We start from the raw sequence: 17,367 nt of genomic DNA on the forward strand, positions 1-17,367 counted from the left end.
GACTCAGCACGGCCAGCTGTTCGGCGTCGGCCACCCCTTCCTTCTCTCCCGGTCCTGATGGTCGGTTCCTGCGTACGCCACGATGAAATTCACGGTTGCCGATCTACTGGATCAGCTCTCCACAGAGCATCCTTCTGAACAAGACCAGCTGGCCAAGATCCTGAAGCTCAATAAGACGGATCAAGCGTCGCTGGAGCTTGCAATCGCATCACTGGTGAAGCTCGGGGTCGTTGAACGATCAAACGAGGGTGGACTCAAGCGCCCACTTGAAAATGATCTGATTGATGCCCGACTGAGGTGCAGTAGCAAAGGGTTCTGCTTCGCCATTCGTGATGACGGTGGTGAGGACATCTACATCCGGGATCATCAGCTCAACCATGCTTGGAATGGTGATCGCGTGTTGGTGCGTGTAACGCGCGAGGGCGGACGACGACGCTCTCCTGAAGGCGGCGTTCAGTGCATCCTTGAGCGTGCAACCCGCTCTCTGCTGGCCCAGGTGGAGCAACAGGGCGAGCAGTTACTGGCATCCCCCCTTGATGACAGGGTGCTGGCTGGCATCGAACTGCCACCGGAGGATTCCGAGCATCTACCTGGAGACGAGATCTCAAGCGTTGTCGAGGTGCACATTGACCGCTATCCCGTGGCCCAAAACGCTGCTGCCGGTCGTGTGGTGCGCTCTCTCCCGCTCAACGGCGGCCCTGCAGCGGATCGTGACCTCTTATTGACCAAGGCTGGGCTTCAAGATCGTCCTGCGGCACCCCGTAGTTCTGGCAAAACTCCTGCGGCGAAGGGCCGTGTCGATCTGACCGGACAACCCTGCCTCCTTCTCAAAGGCTGGAAGCAGGAGGATGCACCGGGCTTGCCGGCAGTGCATGTTGAAGCCAAGGATGGCGGATGCCGTCTCTGGATCCACGTGCCCAGCGTGGGCGAGCGAATCGGATTAGGCAGCAGCCTCGATGTTTGTCTGCGAGATCGCGGTGAAGCGCTTTGCCTTGGTGAGGTCTGGCACCCCCTGCTAACACCCGCGCTTCACAAAGCGACGAGCTTCTCCACCGGCACAGATGTCGAGGCCATCAGCGTGCGACTGGACATCGGAGCCAATGGTGAACTCTGCGACTGGGAGTTCATGCTCAGCACGGTTCGCCCCACAGCCGAAGTGAGCCCTGATCAATTGATCGCTCTGGCGGAACGCAAACCAAAGGCTCGAAGCATTCCGGCGCCACTTAAGCCCATCAAAGATCAGTTGGCTCAACTGGAGACCTTGCGTTTCTGCAGCACTCTCCTGCTGGACTACGAGCGCAGCCTCGGTGCTGTGCAACTGGACCTTCGCCCACCCCAGCTGGAGGCGCTTGGTGATCTACGCAGTGCGGATCCATCCGGTCTTCGTCATCGCTGGGTTGACGCCTTCAACCCGGAGGATCCCCATGCATTCCTCCAACCTCTGCTGAGGTGTGCCGATCGTGCCTGGACTGCACACCGGATTGATCTCCAATTGCCCGGGATCAGCATTCAGGCTGAGGAACCCGATGGCAACGTCTTGACCGATGTTGCCAAGACGGCCATCGCCTTGGACCTCCCCCTTGAACTCGATGACGAGGGTTGTCCGTCAGCGTCTGAGCTGATCCAGGTGTTCAAAGACAGCAGCCAACGACGGGTGCTTGAACAACAGCTCAGTCACGCGCTCCCTCCACTCAATTTTGCGGCGTCCACGGAGACGTCCCATGCAGAGCAGGAGCCTTCCCCAGCAGAGGGAGGTGATCCAGCCAGCCATGACGCATCACTCACCCCTTGGACCTGTGCCACACAGCATTACGGACACCTTGTCAATCAACAGATGCTCGTTGCACTGTTGACGGACGCCAAAGATCGTCCGACCGTGCGTCACAAGACGCGTTTGAAGCTTGGCAGCAAGGGAGCAGGCGCTGATCTGACTTGGCCCTTGTTCACGGCATCCCAGGACGACAAATTGAATGGGTTGGTCAACGACCGCACGGTGCAGCGGCTCAATTCGTGTCGCCGGCAGGTGCTGGAGCTTGAAAAAGATCTGCTGTCGATGATCCAGGCCCGATCAGCACAACCGCTGATCGGCGAGCAGGTGGAAGGCCGTATCAGTGGTGTTCAGAGTTATGGCTTCTTCGTTGAAGTGGGCGAGAGTCGGGTTGAGGGCCTGGTTCATGTGAGCTCCCTCAACGATGACTGGTACGAATACAGATCACGACAGAATCGTTTGGTCGGTCGCAAGAACCGTCAGACCTATCAACTCGGCGATCAAGTTCAGGTGCGTGTGATCAATGTTGATGTTCTACGCAACCAGATCGATCTCGAGGTCATCAGTCAGGGCGATGAAGTCTCCACCGAGCTTGAACCGTCTGAGCCGCTGCCTGTTTCCCTCAGCGAGCGCTGAGTGATGCATCCCTACGTTCTGGCCGTCACCGGTGCGTCGGCACAACCCCTTGCCGAGCGTGCCCTGCAGTTGCTTCTACAGCGAGGGCGCTCTGTCCATCTCGTTCTCAGCCACGGCGCCCATGAGGTCTTCCGTGCCGAACAGGGGCTGTCCATTCCCGTGGATCCCCTGAAGCAAAGCGAGTTCTGGAGAGACAGGCTTGGGGTGGAAAGCGGAGATTTGAGATGCCATCGCTGGAATGATCAAGCCGCCTGCATCGCGAGTGGCAGCTACCGGACACGGGCGATGGTGATCGTTCCTTGCAGCATGGGAACCGTTGGACGGATCCACGCCGGAATTGCCGCTGATCTGATCGAGCGCTGTGCGGATGTTCACCTCAAGGAGCGCCGTCCACTGGTGATCGCTCCACGGGAGATGCCCTTCAACCTGATTCACCTCCGCAACCTCACTGGTCTGGCGGAAGCAGGAGCAACCATTGCCGCTCCCATTCCGGCTTGGTACACCCGGCCAGAGTCGTTGAACGAGATGGTGGATTTTCTTGTGGTGCGCCTATTCGATGGGCTGGAAGATGATCTTGCTCCGTTGAATCGCTGGAGCGGTCCACTGGAATGAGCACGTTTCAGCGGCTACTGCTGATCCCCTGCCTGGCTCCTCTACTGGCGTTGCTCGCCTTTTCTGCGACCAATGTCGGAGACAAGACTCGGCTTCGCTTGCTGGTTTGGACGACCCCAGCCATGCCCCTGGGTGCGTGGACAGCGCTCGCTGCCGGTGGTGGCGCTGCAGGTGCAGCACTCACAGTGTTCCTGATGTTGCCAGCGCAACGTCCTCTCAGTCGAAAGCGCTATTCCCCTGTTCATCCCAACGTCCAAGAGACGGAATCAGCCGTCAACGATTCGGCCCGCAGATCCACTACAAACCCTGGCCCTGAAAGGGATGTGCGCGAACCGGCTCCCACGGTTTCTGTGGCTTATCGCGTGATTCAGCGCCCTTCGTCTGAGCCCCGGCATCCACAAGCCTCCGCCGTACCACCTCCCTCACAGCAGTACAGCGACTGGGGGGATGATCCTGAAGCGAACTGGTAAGCAACGCACCAGGCTGCTTACAGTTGCCGCAGTAACCCTGGATCGGTGAGCGAAATCCCTGTCGAGAAGGAGCCTTCAGGTCAAGAGACCCCTGCCAAGCCTGCGGCGAAAGCAAAGCCTCCAAAACCGGAGGACAAACCCTTCCCAGAGTTCATCGACTCGCTGTTTGTGCCGGCCGTCGCCAAACAACTGGCTGATCACAACATCACAGCAGAACGACTGGAGCGCGTGGATGGTCAGCGTCCCGTGGTTGGAGGGGATTGCCCAATGGTCATCGGCGAACTCCCTGGTGGACGCCGCTTCTGGCTCTGCTTCTCCAAGGCAGATATCAACAGCACAAAGGTGATTGCCTTGGCTGACCCCGGCAGTGACCCCACCCTGTTGGAAAGCTTCCTGATCGACGAAAAGCGGATGTCTCTGCCCCTTTTGGTCTCTCGCCTGTTGCAACGCCTCAACGGCCAAAAGTGGTTGGGAGGTAACTAACCGGTCGTTTTGAGCTCGGGGGTCGTCCTGACACGCCTACATTGGCAGGATCGTGAAACGCAACTGATGGTCCCTCCCACCACCGTGGCCGAAGGCAGCGCTGTAGCCATCAAGGATCCTGTCAAGGACACAATCCTCACCCCACGCTTCTACACCACCGATTTTGAGGCGATGGCGGCGATGGATCTTCAGCCAAACGAGGCTGAACTAGAAGCCATCTGCGAAGAATTCAGGAAGGATTACAACCGTCATCACTTTGTTCGCAACGAGGAATTTGAGGGAGCCGCAGACAAGCTCGACCCGGAGACCCGCAAGGTCTTCATCGAATTCCTGGAGCAAAGCTGCACTTCTGAATTTTCAGGATTCCTTCTTTATAAGGAACTGAGTCGTCGGATTAAGGCCAAAAATCCTCTTCTTGCTGAGTGTTTTGCTCACATGGCTCGTGATGAAGCTCGTCATGCAGGCTTCCTCAACAAGTCAATGAGCGACTTCGGCATGCAACTTGATCTTGGTTTTCTCACCGCCAACAAGGATTACACCTTTTTCAAGCCAAAGTTCATTTTTTACGCGACATATCTCTCTGAAAAAATCGGCTACTGGCGCTACATCGCCATTTTTAGGCATCTCGAAAAGAATCCCGACAGCAAGATTTTCCCGATCTTTAACTTCTTCGAGAACTGGTGTCAGGACGAAAACCGCCACGGCGATTTCTTCGATGCTCTCATGAAGGCACAACCCGATACGGTCCGCGGTCCGATCGCCAAACTTTGGTGTCGCTTCTTCCTTCTGGCGGTATTCGCAACCATGTACGTGCGTGACGTTGCCCGCAAGGAGTTCTACGAGGCCCTTGGCCTTGATGCGCGCACCTACGACAAAATGGTGATTGAGAAAACCAACGAGACATCTGCTCGCGTCTTCCCCGTCGTCCTCGACGTCAAGAACGAAAAGTTCTGGACTCGCCTTGAGCGCCTTGTTGCCAACAACAATGCCTTGGAGCAGGCCGACGCCAGCGATTCCATTGCTCCCGTCAAGTTGCTGCGGAAGCTGCCGTTCTGGATCGGTAATGGTGCCGAAATGGCAAAGCTATTTCTGATGCCAGCGATCGACAGCGAGCGTTTTCAACCAGCCGTGCGCTGAGGGTATTCCCCAGCCAAATTCAGGAGTTTCCTTGACCAACGCCTTTTCCAATCAGTGGCGCGGACTTATGGAGTCCCTCTTGCATCGCGGCAGTGCTGCAGGAGCCGATCTGGTGGAAGTATTCCTCGAGCGAACAGATCACATCGGTTTGCTCGCTGAACAGGATCGGATCACCAGTGTCAATCCATCCTTTGCTCGTGGGGCAGGACTGCGGGTGTTCCGTGAAGGACGCGATGGCTTTGTCAGCACCAATGACCTCAGCGAAGCGGGACTGAAGCGTGCTCTTGACCAGGCCCTGGCCATGCTGGGACTTGAGCCCCAAGACCTCAGCAGGTCCGCAGGTTTTGAAGGATTGAAGGCCCTGACGGACCACGGCTTGGCGAAGGCGGATTGGCTTGATCGCTGCCCTTCCCTGGATCAAGCCAGCCAATGCCTGCTGCAGGGAACTGCTCATCTCGAGCGCTTGGGCCAGCACCTACAGGTTCGCCGCGGCAGTTACGCCCGCGATTGGCAGGAAGTCCTGGTCGCTGCATCAGACGGAACCTTCGCGAGAGACATTCGATTGCATCAGTCGTCGGGCTTATCAGTCCTGGCTGCCGACGGAGATCACCGATCCAGCATTGGCCGCCGCTACGGCAGTTCCGATCGACCAGACGACCTGCGTGACTGGGATTCCGAATCCAGTGCAGCAGAGGTCTGCAACAGTGCCGGCACGATGTTGCGTGCCGATTACGTGGATGCTGGACAAATGCCAGCTGTGCTAGCCAATCGCTTCGGCGGTGTGATCTTCCACGAGGCCTGTGGACACCTTCTCGAAACAACTCAGATCGAACGCGGCACAACCCCATTCGCTGACCGTGTGGGTGAACTCATTGCTCACCCGGCCGTCACCGCAATCGACGAAGGCTTGAGTGGTGGATCCTTCGGTTCTTTGTCCATGGACGATGAGGGCATGGAACCTGAGCGCACTGTCTTGATCAAAGACGGTGTGCTGCAGCGCTTCATCAGTGACCGTGCTGGTGAACTGCGCACCGGCCACAAACGCACGGGTAGCGGTCGACGTCAGAGCCATGCGTTTGCAGCTGCCAGCCGGATGCGAAACACCTTTATCGATGCTGGATCCCATTCGCCTGAACAACTGATTGAATCCGTGGATAGGGGTCTTTATTGCAAGGCCATGGGAGGCGGGAGCGTTGGTCCGACTGGCCAGTTCAACTTCTCCGTTGAAGAGGGCTATCTGATTGAGAACGGCAAACTCACCAAACCCGTCAAAGGAGCAACGCTGATTGGTGATGCCAAAGAGGTCATGCCACGGATTTCGATGTGTGCCAATGACCTTGAACTGGCTGCAGGGTTCTGTGGTTCCGTAAGCGGCAGTGTGTTTGTCACCGTCGGACAACCCCACATCAAGGTTGACTCGATCACAGTTGGGGGCCGCTGAGGATGACCAGTAACAACAGCCTCAACGCCACACATCTACGAGATCGACTCCAGACTCTCGCCTCGCGAGAAGGGATTCGCTGTTGGGACCTCGGTGCTGCATGCAGCGACGATTGCTCTGTTCAGGTTGACCGGGGTGAAGCTAAGCAACTCAAAGCATCACAGCGGAGTTCCATCACAGTTCGCGTCTGGAACAGCGATGGCCTGGTCGGCATCACCAGCACCACCGACCTCTCTGATGGAGGGCTAGAGCAAGCTCTGGTCGGGGCTCATGCGGCCAGTCGTTTTGGCAACCCCGACGAAATTCCTCAGTTTTCACCTCTGGCCACGGCACCACTGCCAGAACTGGATCGACCACTGCAACCCCGCCAGGGAATCCTCCCTCTGCTGGACACGCTTCGGGACGCAGAAGCAGACCTCTTGAGCCGCCACCGGGCCATTGAAACTGTGCCTTACAACGGCCTGGCGGAATCTCTATCCCAGAGCCTCTATCTGAACAGTGATGGGGCTCTGCGCCAGATGGAGCGCACCCAAGCCAGCCTCTATCTTTTTGCCCGAGCCGAAGAGGCCGGCCGCAAGCCGCGAAGTGGAGGAGCCGTTCGTCTTGGGCTCGGCAGCAGCGAACTCGATGTTCAAGGCTGCATCAGCGAAGCGGTTGAGCGAACAATCAGTCATCTCGACTATCGGCCTATCGACACCGGCAGTTACCGGGTCTGCTTTACACCGGAGGCTTTTCTTTCCCTGCTTGGTGCCTTTAGCAGCATGTTCAATGCTCGTTCGGTGCTCGACGGTGTGAGCCTGAGCCAGCGTGATTCGATCGGTTCCAACGTGGCAGTTCCGTTCTTGAATCTGCACGATGACGGACTTCATCCTGGCCATATCAGTGCCGCCGCCTTCGATGGCGAAGGTACGCCAACCCGTCGTCTTTCCTTGATTGAAGGAGGAACACTGAAGAACTTCCTCCACTCTGAAGCCACGGCACGAGCATTCGGCGTTGAGCCCACCGGCCACGCGGGCCTCGGAGCCAAGGTCTCGGTAGGTCCGGACTGGTTCGTGGTCGGCTCCGATCCAGAGGTGATGAGCGGCAGCAGCCTGAATCACCGCACAGAATCCGGGCCATTCGTTTTGATCGAAGATCTTTCTGCACTGCATGCCGGTGTCAAGGCCACCCAGGGATCCTTCTCTCTGCCGTTTGATGGTTGGTTGGTCAAGAACGGCGAAAGGGTTTCGGTTGAAGCTGCAACGGTTGCTGGTGACATCCGCACTGTTCTCAACGGTATTGCCCACCTTGAATCTGAAGCCGAATTGACCCACCGCGGCGTGAGCCCTCACGTTTGGGTGGATGGTTTGTCCATCACCGGCGAAGCCTGACGTTGAGGATTCTGTTCTGGGGAACACCGGCCTATGCGGTGCCCACCCTTGATGCCTTGCATAAGGCTGGTCACACGATTGTGGGAGTCGTGACACAGCCGGATCGGCGGCGTGGTCGCGGGAAGCAACTGGTTCCATCACCGGTGAAAGCGAGGGCTGAACAGCTGTCACTTCCGGTGTTCACACCGGTACGGATCCGAGGGGATGAAGATTGCAAGGAGGAACTTGCTGCTCTCGGAGCCGATGCCTCAGTGGTGGTCGCCTTCGGACAAATTCTCCCCAAGGATGTTTTGCAGCAACCTCCCCTGGGTTGCTGGAACGGTCACGGATCACTTCTGCCCCGCTGGCGGGGTGCTGGTCCAATTCAATGGGCCCTGCTTGAGGGTGACGAGGAAACAGGTGTGGGGATCATGGCCATGGAAGAAGGACTCGACACCGGACCTGTGCTCCTCGAGCAGAGGATTCCGATCCAGTTGCTGGATACCTCCATCGATCTGGCTGAACGTCTGAGTTCCCTCACTGCAGAGCTGATGGTGCAGGCCATGCCATTGATTGAAGCGGCAGGTCCAGGACGAGAGCAAGAGAGATTGGCAAGGCTGAAGGTGCGTGCTCAGGCAGAGGAGTCGAGCTATGCACGCATGCTGGAGAAGCAGGATTTCAGGTTGGATTGGTCAGCCCCTGCTCTAAGCATTCACCGCAAAGTGATGGGGCTCTATCCCGGAGCCTTCACCCATTGGCAAGGCAAACGGCTGAAAGTGTTGCGCTGTGAACCGTTGATCGAACGGTTGAAGGATCAACTCAGCACAAACAGCCGCCAACTTGTGGGCCAATGGTCCACCGGTGGACATGCACCAGGGACAATCCTGGCGGTGCTTGAGGATCAGGGCCTGGTGGTCAGCAGTTCCGGCTGTCCTCTTTTGATTCGCGAAGCTCAGCTGGAAGGGAAGGCACGCAGCACAGCGCCAGTTTTATTGCAGCAACTCAAGGCAACAAAAGGAGATCGCTTCGACGTGGATTGATTCAGGATTCCGTGTACAACGAACGCGCTTGAGTCCAGACCTGATCAAGATCCTGTTCGGAAAGTTGAAGGGCTTCGGGGAACATGCTGGAGAGCCATTGCTGCCGTTTCACAAGGCTGTCGGCCTCAAAGAATGTTTGCTGAGACGCAAGAACTCTAAATTTGAGAAATTCAAGCAACCGTGCACGAAGCCGAATCGTGTTCACGAGTTTGATACGTCTGCGTTCATCGTGAAGATGAATTGTGCAGCCTTCATTCACGCCAGTCAATCGAGGTGCGATCAGCTCCAATGTTGTTGGAGGTTGCCAGTGGCGTTGTTTTGTTTCGGGATGGGGGTAATAAATCCATCCCCCGACAACCTCAGCTTCTCGTGCCTTGATTTGCACACTCCAGAACGAGAACGTTTCAGGAGGATGGAGCTCTGTCCACCGAACTTTCTCGAACAGGTGATCTGGATTCGAAAGTGAAACTTCTAGGGGTGAAAAGTCAACATTCAACGTGCCGAAGTAACAGTTAGTTAGGTCGAGACCCAATGCCATGAATACAGGAGTTTGCATTCGAATCGTTCCATCCGGATAAGGAGATTCGTTGCTTGTTCCGGAAGCGACACCATGACCAGCGCAGAGACGCCCAGTGAGCCATTCAGCGTTCATTGGTCAACGAAGTTCATGATGACTGCAGCTTTCACAGGGTCCCTCGGGCCATACAGCACAGCGCAACAAAGGGCTGCGGGCATTGAAACGACAGTTTGGGTCGCCGATGACCCAGCCGTGTCGCCAGGGCGTTGCATCAGCAGGCCGAGACTGAGGTTTGACCATTAAGGCTACTGACGCCATGACATAGCGCCCGTTGCGTAGGGCGTAGCGGTGGCGACGTTGCATCACTAGGAATGATTCATCCTTGACGACGAGCCATCGTCCAGGGTGTGGTGGGTCTGCAAGATCAACGCGGTTGATTAAATAATCACCACTGACGTGGCGAAGCTCAACAAGCATGGCTTTCGTCTTGATCGAGATCACTGGTTCGAATTGACATTCCCCAAGCAAACAAAACCAACACAACCAGAAGCGTTAACCAATCGGGTTGATTCAAGTCTGGAACGATGACGTGAACGATCAACCTAAAGGCAACGAAAGCAACGGCAAGGAAACCAGCTGTTTCAAGGCGCGGGTACAGGTCAAGCCAGCGAATGAATAGGGCGGACGTGAAGCGCAAAGCCACGATCCCGATAAAGGCTCCTGCACTGATCAGCAGGATTTGATCACTGATTGCCACCGCTGCGGCGACACTGTCGATGGAGAAGGCAAGATCAGTGAAGGCCAGAAGCAGAACGGTCTTGAGAAAGGGACGTTCACTGCGATCAGATCCATTGGCATCCGAAGCAGAGGCCGAATCGTCCGACCGGCTTTTGAAGTGATCCACCACAAGCCAAACGAGATACGCAGCGGCGAAGAGCTGAACCCACGTATTTTGCAAAACCCATTGGGCGACAACGATCAGGGCGATTCGCAACACCAGAGCCATGCCAATACCCAGGTTGAGCGCCAGTCGCTCTTGCTCTGGCTGACGACTGCTACGGGCAATGGCAGCAAGAGCAACGGCATTGTCAGCCGAAAGGATCAGCTCCAGGAGCACCAGCACAGGGAGTAGAGCAAAAATCTCTCCCCATTGGTCGGCACCTTCAAAGAAATCCGAAAGCGAGGGGAGCGAAGTGATGTCCATGGCGGCAGCCTAGAAAGTGCAAGCGCTGTTCCATTGCGATGCAGATCCGGGCCGAGCTGTGTCACGTCGATACCCTCCGATGCATCGTGAGGGTTGAGGCATCAACTGACGGGGCTGTTTTGGGCAGCGCCCTAGGCGAAGCAACCACGGCTGAAGAAGCTGAGGAAAGGGCGTTACAACGTCTCAACACCAGGCTTCAGATCAGTCCTCCACAACGGCTGGAACAGGTTGCTGTCAGTCCCCAAGACAACTCAAGCTCAAAGGCAGCAGACCATCTCGCGGTAGAGGATGTTGCAGTAGAGCGGCCACGGAAGATTGAGGCGCAAGAGCCTGTTGCTCCTGCCCCCTCTGCCGCTCCACAGATTTCCAACACCCAAGATCCACCTTCGGAAACACCGACGGATCCTGACGATTGGAGCGACGAGCTCACCGCCATCGACCTCGAAATCAGACGCATCGGTTGGACGCGAGAGCAAGAGCAGGCGTACCTCACGCGAGCATTTGGCCTTGGCAGCCGCCACAAACTCACGCGCTACGCCGATTTGGTGGCCTATTTGCGACAGCTCAAGTTGATTCAAGCTAACGATGATGCCTCCACCGCCCCGGCGCCAATCCGCCGTGGAGACTTGCTGAACCAGGGAGATTCGATGTTGAAGCAGCTTGGCTGGAACTCAGATCAGGCCCGTGCATTTCTTCAACAACATCTCGGCTCGACAAGTCGACAACAGCTCAGTGATGAACAGCTGCTTCAATTCAACATGCTCTTGGAGGAGCAGACACTCAAGTCATCGTAATTACCGAGTTGTCAGCCTTCGACTGCTACCTATGACTGACTTTTGAGGGTCTTCTGCTGCACCGGTGTTGGGCATGGGTAGAACGTTGCTATGAACTCCACGCTGTTGATGTGGATCACCCGGCTTAGCCCTAACTGCTTGGAACGCTGTGGGTGAAAAGATCGGCGCGGATGTCCATCATTCCTGCTTTCACAGACAAGAATTGGATACTAATTTTTGCTGTAGACAATGAAGCCTGACAACGAAACTATCGGCCGACGCCACGAAGACATTAGTTCGTACGCACTGGCAGCAGCGAAGCGGTCTAGGCAGCCGATGAGCTCAAAAGAAGCAACCGCCCAATCCACACGGGAAATTAGACGGTTCAACACTTCTCGTCGGGCCTCGCTCTACCCGGCTTTCAGGACAACGTGCTCCTGACCATCAAATAATGACTGGCAAGAGTCATTTTTAGAGAACATTGGCGAGGAGTATGCGTAATCCGCATGAACAGGCTGACCAATGAATGAAAGCAAAGTTCAAACAACGTTTTGATTAAAGATTAAATTCTCCTAAGCCGCTTTGATGAAACTCCCCAATTTCTTCGCACGCATAGACATCTGATATTGCACTCTGTTTGAGAAGCAGAAAAAAGCCGCCAAGTCACAGGCTTTACTTAAAGCATACGATTAACACATAGCGACGCAATAGATGCACTTATTGATTAGGAGGTGTAGCGACAGCGACTTACAGGGACCGACAGGCTGCTGGGGAAACCGACGCTCAGCGCATCGAAACAATTGACTCATCAGCCTCCGAGATCACACAGAAGCACGCTTATGAACCACGATTGGTTCGTCCCTGTGTCGCCGACGTGAAGCAGACGGTAATGACCGCTACCCAACACGCAACGTGGACCTCGACGATCTACTCCAACAACGTCGATGACGTCCTCCGTCATCCGTTGTGGGTGTCGTTATCTGCGGAGTGAACGCCATACCTATCTGCACTGATCGACAGTGACTGGGGCGATGATCTTCATCACGAACGGTCCGATCGACGGGTCAAGCGTTGGTCTGCTGGCATCGCACAGGTGTTCACTCAGCTAGAAGCTGGATCAGGCTTGGTTTGGTCACTGGCAAGAGAGTTAGACCTGAGCAGGGTGGGAACAATTGATTCCAGCCTCATGCTTGGACGACGTTCAGCATTCGTGGCCGCCTCGGCAGCCGTTCAAGCTGTTTCAATCGGAGCTCAGCCTGCCCATGCCGCTCAAAATTGCGGTTCGGGGGGGGCATTGGATTCAGACAGGACCAGCTCTTGGCGCTGGCTATTGCAAGCAACAGCACAAGCATGATCACTACGTGTGTGCCATTGGTTATCACTTCGCAGGGAATGGTCGCTGCGTAAGGAATGGGACCTGGTGGACAGGCCGCAGACCCGTCGAATGGGGCCCCTACTACGAACCTCGGAACAAGTCAGGGAGTGTCTCCTTCCAGGGGCTCACGGAGGAGAGATCCAGTTGACGTGGTAAATAAGCGGCAGCATTGGCACGCCTATACCAACTAGGCCTATCATAAATCTCGGAACAAGCCGACATTTTGTGGATCTCGGGAAAGTGCTCACTGCGGCACTACACCCACGCACTTTTCGGCCCATCATCGAGTCGTCGGGTCGCTAGATGGACCCGAAAGCCGGGCAGAGCGATGCCCGACGAGAGCAGCGATTTGGCCTCGGCTTCGACCGAGGTCAAGTCCATTCTTCCTTAAGAAATTTGGTGGTGTATCGCAAGACACTGCCTGGGCGATCAAGCTACTCAGGTGGCCGAATCGCTCCGGTGATGCATCACCGTCGGTCACACAACATGCACTGTTTCTCGGCCAAAGCCGCATCAAATTCGAAAGCTGAACTCTCAGCCATCGCTCACGAAATACATGCAGAGCGGTTTTAAAACTAAGAGGTTTCAACCACCCCAGACCCAGGCCAACGCTCAAAGCCTGGGTTTTTTATTGCGTCTTCACAGCCAATCAACGCAAAACCAACTGCAAAACAGGTTGAAGGCCTAGCTCTGCTTGTCGGCAACCCGCTGCGCTGCAACGCTTTGTAGTAGCGCTAAAGCGCGCGAGCAAGCCATTGCTTGTCTTAATAGAGCCTCGGCGATTCAGCGAAACAACAGCTCAAGCCGTCACTAAGTCAGTCCTCTACTGAGATTTATGTAAAACGACATGCTTCTGGACAAGCACACTCTTGGATCACTCAAATACCAAGGCTACGTCAACTTAAAACAAGCAATTGGACTCAGGAAGGTTCCAATTCACTGACTTAAAACAGGTTTTCGGCAGGGACAGATACGGCGTCCATGCCGATTGCGGCAGAGTGAATCGTCTAAAACTCTGCGCATTCCGGCCATTTCCCCTGCTTCGTTCCTGAAGGGGGAGATGGCCCCTGTCTGTGGCTTCTGTCTGTGGCCCCTGTCAGTGGCCTACAACACAGAGCTTGAATTCATACCATAAATATGAAGCTTATCTTTGACGAACTCAAGAGGTATTTCTGATCCACAAGAGAGACTCAATAAAAACATGCAAAGTTTGCATGTTGAATAGCATTACTTGATTCGATATTACATGTCAGGACTACGACTGAAGACAGGAAAAACCTGTCGGTACATGAAATCTCAGCCCAATTTTCCTTCAGCAATATCGATCGTTGCGGAGAACTGCTGGTAATAAAGATTCAGCAGCATGGCAGGGACTCCTTTGATCTCATCAAGATCGGAAGCTGATTCAATTGCCGCAGCAAATTTCTGCTTTTCAAATTGCTGGTGAAGCGGAAGCGTCAAGGCGGATCGACAACCAAGACAAACCTACATCAAAGCGCCCCGTTACGACGGCATCAGTTGATACGTCAAGCATTTGACTCCTTCTGTAACATATAAAAAAGCTTGAGTCCTATGGATCATGCGATTGCGCACTTCTCCTATGACCTCACCGCATTGCGATTGGAATACAAAACCACATGTGATGCCCTGACGTACTGGCGTGGCGGTGACCCTGCAGAACAGCAGTTCCTTTTGGAAAAAAAGCAAGAAGTTTTTCGTGCTTTGGCAGAAGCCAGCTTCAGTGATCAGATCTGGCACTGAAGAAGTTCTATCGCAAGCAGTGTCTTTAGGATGTAGTTACCGAGGAAGCTCCTCGCAACAAAGCTGTTGGAAAGAAGATGTCAACTGCGGAAGCTAAACTCAAGCTTGGTCTTGGGTTTTTGATACTTAATAACGTTCATAACCTGAAGACCGGTATTTTCAGACTTTCTTTCTTCAGCAAGAGCCTTGAGAATCATAGACCCGCAAGACTGCCAGTCTTCATTCACTTCAATCAACTCTTTAGCCCGAAGATAGAACTCGGCAGCCTTCTCGAGGTGCTTGGATTTCTGGTCAATCGTTTTTGGCACTGTCGACTCTGTAATGGTCTTTACAACGTGTGGTCTTATTGTACCTCATGCGTTGACTAAAACAAATCCCGTTCAGCACCTCGCAAGCAACTCATCAGCAGAGAATATTTAAAGTGGTTCGTTCATTGCTTTGTCTCTACTTAAGATCGAAGCATAAGAGCACATATGCCTTAAATCTTCGTGGCTAGTGATCAGGACTGTTTTAACCATTTTCTGTTGACTGATTGAATCTGATTCAGGACATGAAGATGGGCGCTTAAGCCTAGGAGACATTATCGACGAGTTGTCTTATACAGAGCGCGATGAACGAGGGGAAAAGCGTAAGGCATTTGTTTAATTTCTTGCTTGATTTTCGAAAAACATGCAGCAGAACCATCTGAGTAATCCTGCTCGATAACACTTTCTTTTGCTTGCTCTAACGAAAAGCCTTCACGCAATTTTACCTCTAGATTGTAAGCTGCTTCATAACTTTGGCAGGGTCCAGCATGGACCAGTGATTGATCACTGAACAACATCAGTGATAAAACAATAACATTCGAGAAGGTGAGTCTGAATCCAACTGAAGCACGCATATTGGAATACAATCGAAGGAGCTGATAATCAGTGATGGCAGGCTATTGCGAGGCTGCAATGAAGCTGATCACAATCTTTTCGTTGTGATCAGTGCCAAGAGCTGTATCAGCAGTCACTTTTGGAAGTAGTTTGTCAATTCATGTTCGGCCCTAAGTCTTCATTCAGGATCTCAATGTTTTCAATCGTTACCTTATTCATGTTTCAAGGAGTACTTGACGATACAGTAAATCATGGAAGACCACGACCATCTTGTCCGGCAGTTGATCAGTGCGCTTCGGGACGATATGTCCGAAGCAGGGCGCGAACTCAAGAATCGAAGTGCTTGGGATCTGCAGTGCCCTATCGTCATCATCGACGCCCGTACCAAACCGCATCGAATCGTCCGAACATCTGTTCGGGGCATTACTGGTGCGATAGCCACAAGCAACGTCATCGACGATCCATTGATGCGCTCATTTCTTGAGCGGTTCCGTGAGGTTGGTGCAGATGAAGCTCTTGATGAGTTTATGCATGGTTCAGAAGCAGAACGGTTCGCTGATCTTTGGGACATTTACAACGATGAAACACAACAACAGGGCTTAGCGGTTTGGTCCCACAGTGACGCCGCAAAATTTGTGCTCAAGTCGAAATCCTGCTTTGACGAGGGCCAATTGGCCTGCATTGCGATTACAAAGGCTCATGATCGTGATGCCCATGACGTTCTGACCTTCTCAGTCGACGCTTGCTGGTTGTCTTGAGCTAAATCGAACCTCTGGACTCAAGCCAGAGCTCCGAAGCTTCGTCCAGCGCTGCCTCGCGGTTTCTCAGACGACCAGAGGGCTCCTGCAAGTCAGGAGCGGATCAGTTGGAATACAACCAACAGTGCAGAAGCTCCCAGAACCCAATAGAGCCAGCTCAGCTGGGGAATCGTGATTGCGAACACAAGCCCGACCACAAAAAAGATCAGAAAACGGCCGAGGGTCATGAATGCACCATTACTTCCGTATTGAACCGAAAACCAGGCGCTAGGCCAGCTTCTCTGATTTGGATCTCGGAGGTGGTTGGGGATTGAACATGATGGGTATGGATGACGCGACGAGTACTGCTCCCACAGTCAGCAGCACAAACAAAGGGATCGGACGTACCAGTGGTTGACGCTGTAAAGGAGTCGCGCAGCTGGAACAAAACGGAATAACCCCCTTCGGAGGGTGCAGCACAAGCGCTGGACCACAACAGCAAGACGGGCAGCGATAGCGCGGCATCGACCGGTGGAACGTAGCTGATCGCATCTTATTGATTGAATAGGGAGTACTTGCCATAAACTTTGTAGTTGCAGCAAAATCACTAAATTGTGAAACTAGTGAGTGCCGACTGGGTTGGTATTCAGCTAGATGGCGACGACCTAGTCAACCAATTAATTCTGATCGGCCATGGATGATCTGTGCGCTTGTGCCTAAGCCTGCGCCATTGGTGGTGATTGAGTGTCATCCGTCGGACCGATCAAGACACAATAGCCAAGGCGACATTGAGAACTGCTAGCCCTACCAGGAACACGCCTGCCAACAGGGAGGCTTCGGGAAAGTACTTAGCGATAACAAAGCCAACCCCAAGGAACACTGACGAGAGCAGGACGGCTGTGAGGTCAGTCGCCATGAACAGGTGCTAGTGGGCAATTCAGCCTGACAAAACTTCTCCTCAACCGTGACGCTTTCAGGCCACCCACCCATTAACCAGATCAGATCCGTCACCTCATCGGCATTGATCCATCGCATGATGCCGGTGGCGACGTCAGCACTTGAAGGAGAGAATTCTCCTTCGGTTCACCTGTGCCACCCTCCCAAAGCGAAGTTGCCCCATCCTCTCGTCCCCACCCTTGTTACTCCGTTCTTCTGCATAGACCACAAAGTGACCTGATCAGACATGAAGGAACGGAGCAGTACA

Annotated in this window: 19 protein-coding genes; 11 read left to right on the plus strand and 8 right to left on the minus strand. The window is 54.3% G+C overall.

What is annotated here, in order from left to right:
• Positions 1–82: 82 nt before the first annotated feature.
• The 8 genes from FZZ92_RS03525 (at position 83) to fmt (ending at position 8,936) form a co-directional block, all read left to right on the plus strand.
• A complete protein-coding gene (locus FZZ92_RS03525; protein ID WP_226422583.1) occupies positions 83–2,404 on the plus strand; it encodes an RNB domain-containing ribonuclease in 2,322 nt (773 codons plus the stop codon).
• Between the two features lie 3 nt (positions 2,405–2,407).
• A complete protein-coding gene (locus tag FZZ92_RS03530; protein WP_226397657.1) occupies positions 2,408–3,016 on the plus strand; it encodes a flavin prenyltransferase UbiX in 609 nt (202 codons plus the stop codon).
• On the plus strand, positions 3,013–3,486 hold the full coding sequence (locus FZZ92_RS03535) for a hypothetical protein (protein WP_226422584.1): 474 nt from the start codon (positions 3,013–3,015) through the stop codon (positions 3,484–3,486). Before FZZ92_RS03530 ends, FZZ92_RS03535 begins: the two co-directional genes overlap by 4 nt.
• A gap of 45 nt (positions 3,487–3,531) precedes the next feature.
• Entirely contained in the window at positions 3,532–3,969 is a 438-nt protein-coding gene (locus FZZ92_RS03540; RefSeq protein WP_226422585.1) for a DUF2996 domain-containing protein, read from the plus strand.
• Positions 3,970–4,035: 66 nt separating this feature from the next.
• On the plus strand, positions 4,036–5,106 hold the full coding sequence (acsF, locus tag FZZ92_RS03545) for a magnesium-protoporphyrin IX monomethyl ester (oxidative) cyclase (RefSeq protein WP_226407095.1): 1,071 nt from the start codon (positions 4,036–4,038) through the stop codon (positions 5,104–5,106).
• 31 nt (positions 5,107–5,137) lie between these two features.
• Positions 5,138–6,547, plus strand: a complete 1,410-nt coding sequence (locus FZZ92_RS03550; RefSeq protein ID WP_226422586.1) for a TldD/PmbA family protein — start codon at positions 5,138–5,140, stop codon at positions 6,545–6,547.
• A gap of 2 nt (positions 6,548–6,549) precedes the next feature.
• Positions 6,550–7,917 (plus strand): TldD/PmbA family protein, encoded by a 1,368-nt coding sequence (locus tag FZZ92_RS03555; protein WP_226397661.1) that lies wholly within the window; start codon positions 6,550–6,552, stop codon positions 7,915–7,917.
• 2 nt (positions 7,918–7,919) lie between these two features.
• Complete coding sequence (gene fmt, locus FZZ92_RS03560) at positions 7,920–8,936, plus strand: methionyl-tRNA formyltransferase (protein ID WP_226422587.1); 1,017 nt, start codon at positions 7,920–7,922, stop codon at positions 8,934–8,936.
• Between the two features lies 1 nt (position 8,937).
• On the opposite strand, the gene FZZ92_RS03565 is transcribed toward fmt, so the two are convergent.
• The 3 genes from FZZ92_RS03565 to FZZ92_RS03575 are packed head-to-tail and all read right to left on the minus strand — an operon-like array spanning position 8,938 to position 10,657.
• Positions 8,938–9,588 (minus strand): hypothetical protein, encoded by a 651-nt coding sequence (locus FZZ92_RS03565; RefSeq protein WP_226422588.1) that lies wholly within the window; start codon positions 9,586–9,588, stop codon positions 8,938–8,940.
• Positions 9,589–9,591: 3 nt separating this feature from the next.
• On the minus strand, positions 9,592–9,930 hold the full coding sequence (locus FZZ92_RS03570) for a DUF6464 family protein (RefSeq protein ID WP_115023158.1): 339 nt from the start codon (positions 9,928–9,930) through the stop codon (positions 9,592–9,594).
• Positions 9,920–10,657 carry a DUF475 domain-containing protein gene (locus FZZ92_RS03575; RefSeq protein WP_226397664.1) on the minus strand — a complete coding sequence of 246 codons (738 nt, stop codon included), beginning with the start codon at positions 10,655–10,657 and terminating at the stop codon, positions 9,920–9,922. Before FZZ92_RS03575 ends, FZZ92_RS03570 begins: the two co-directional genes overlap by 11 nt.
• A gap of 38 nt (positions 10,658–10,695) precedes the next feature.
• On the opposite strand from FZZ92_RS03575, the gene FZZ92_RS03580 reads away from it, so the two are divergent.
• Positions 10,696–11,451, plus strand: a complete 756-nt coding sequence (locus FZZ92_RS03580) for a hypothetical protein (RefSeq protein ID WP_226422589.1) — start codon at positions 10,696–10,698, stop codon at positions 11,449–11,451.
• Positions 11,452–14,101: 2,650 nt separating this feature from the next.
• Here the strand turns inward: FZZ92_RS03580 and FZZ92_RS03585 are convergent.
• Positions 14,102–14,266, minus strand: coding sequence for a hypothetical protein (locus FZZ92_RS03585; protein WP_226422590.1), 165 nt, complete (start codon positions 14,264–14,266; stop codon positions 14,102–14,104).
• Positions 14,267–14,377: 111 nt separating this feature from the next.
• Here FZZ92_RS03585 and FZZ92_RS03590 point away from each other — a divergent pair, with 111 nt between their 5' ends.
• Positions 14,378–14,566, plus strand: coding sequence for a hypothetical protein (locus tag FZZ92_RS03590; protein ID WP_226397667.1), 189 nt, complete (start codon positions 14,378–14,380; stop codon positions 14,564–14,566).
• An 80-nt stretch (positions 14,567–14,646) separates the two neighbouring features.
• Here the strand turns inward: FZZ92_RS03590 and FZZ92_RS03595 are convergent, their stop codons facing one another.
• Positions 14,647–14,874 (minus strand): hypothetical protein, encoded by a 228-nt coding sequence (locus FZZ92_RS03595; RefSeq protein WP_226397668.1) that lies wholly within the window; start codon positions 14,872–14,874, stop codon positions 14,647–14,649.
• Positions 14,875–15,146: 272 nt separating this feature from the next.
• Positions 15,147–15,446 carry a hypothetical protein gene (locus FZZ92_RS03600; RefSeq protein ID WP_226422591.1) on the minus strand — a complete coding sequence of 100 codons (300 nt, stop codon included), beginning with the start codon at positions 15,444–15,446 and terminating at the stop codon, positions 15,147–15,149.
• Positions 15,447–15,677: 231 nt separating this feature from the next.
• On the opposite strand from FZZ92_RS03600, the gene FZZ92_RS03605 reads away from it, so the two are divergent.
• Positions 15,678–16,184 carry a hypothetical protein gene (locus FZZ92_RS03605; RefSeq protein WP_226397670.1) on the plus strand — a complete coding sequence of 169 codons (507 nt, stop codon included), beginning with the start codon at positions 15,678–15,680 and terminating at the stop codon, positions 16,182–16,184.
• 92 nt (positions 16,185–16,276) lie between these two features.
• Here FZZ92_RS03605 and FZZ92_RS13110 read toward each other — a convergent pair whose 3' ends face one another.
• Both FZZ92_RS13110 and FZZ92_RS03610 read right to left on the minus strand, forming a co-directional pair.
• Positions 16,277–16,411 (minus strand): hypothetical protein, encoded by a 135-nt coding sequence (locus FZZ92_RS13110; RefSeq protein ID WP_255613917.1) that lies wholly within the window; start codon positions 16,409–16,411, stop codon positions 16,277–16,279.
• A gap of 515 nt (positions 16,412–16,926) precedes the next feature.
• The gene (locus FZZ92_RS03610) at positions 16,927–17,079 is read right to left on the minus strand and encodes a hypothetical protein (RefSeq protein ID WP_226422592.1); all 153 of its coding nucleotides are present in this window, start codon (positions 17,077–17,079) and stop codon (positions 16,927–16,929) included.
• Positions 17,080–17,367 lie beyond the last annotated feature (288 nt).

This window comes from Synechococcus sp. MU1611 (genome assembly GCF_020514255.1).
Lineage (GTDB): Bacteria > Cyanobacteriota > Cyanobacteriia > PCC-6307 > Cyanobiaceae > Parasynechococcus.

Bases quoted from the DNA above. Each gene is read 5' to 3' on its own strand.
- FZZ92_RS03525 (WP_226422583.1), top strand. From the start codon at position 83: ATGAAATTCACGGTTGCCGATCTACTGGATCAGCTCTCCACAGAGCAT.
- FZZ92_RS03530 (WP_226397657.1), top strand. From the start codon at position 2,408: ATGCATCCCTACGTTCTGGCCGTCACCGGTGCGTCGGCACAACCCCTT.
- FZZ92_RS03535 (WP_226422584.1), top strand. From the start codon at position 3,013: ATGAGCACGTTTCAGCGGCTACTGCTGATCCCCTGCCTGGCTCCTCTA.
- acsF (WP_226407095.1), top strand. From the start codon at position 4,036: ATGGTCCCTCCCACCACCGTGGCCGAAGGCAGCGCTGTAGCCATCAAG.
- FZZ92_RS03555 (WP_226397661.1), top strand. From the start codon at position 6,550: ATGACCAGTAACAACAGCCTCAACGCCACACATCTACGAGATCGACTC.
- FZZ92_RS03565 (WP_226422588.1), bottom strand. From the start codon at position 9,588: ATGAACGCTGAATGGCTCACTGGGCGTCTCTGCGCTGGTCATGGTGTC.
- FZZ92_RS03570 (WP_115023158.1), bottom strand. From the start codon at position 9,930: ATGCTTGTTGAGCTTCGCCACGTCAGTGGTGATTATTTAATCAACCGC.
- FZZ92_RS03575 (WP_226397664.1), bottom strand. From the start codon at position 10,657: ATGGACATCACTTCGCTCCCCTCGCTTTCGGATTTCTTTGAAGGTGCC.
- FZZ92_RS03580 (WP_226422589.1), top strand. From the start codon at position 10,696: ATGCAGATCCGGGCCGAGCTGTGTCACGTCGATACCCTCCGATGCATC.
- FZZ92_RS03590 (WP_226397667.1), top strand. From the start codon at position 14,378: ATGGATCATGCGATTGCGCACTTCTCCTATGACCTCACCGCATTGCGA.
- FZZ92_RS03600 (WP_226422591.1), bottom strand. From the start codon at position 15,446: ATGCGTGCTTCAGTTGGATTCAGACTCACCTTCTCGAATGTTATTGTT.
- FZZ92_RS03605 (WP_226397670.1), top strand. From the start codon at position 15,678: ATGGAAGACCACGACCATCTTGTCCGGCAGTTGATCAGTGCGCTTCGG.
- FZZ92_RS13110 (WP_255613917.1), bottom strand. From the start codon at position 16,411: ATGACCCTCGGCCGTTTTCTGATCTTTTTTGTGGTCGGGCTTGTGTTC.
- FZZ92_RS03610 (WP_226422592.1), bottom strand. From the start codon at position 17,079: ATGGCGACTGACCTCACAGCCGTCCTGCTCTCGTCAGTGTTCCTTGGG.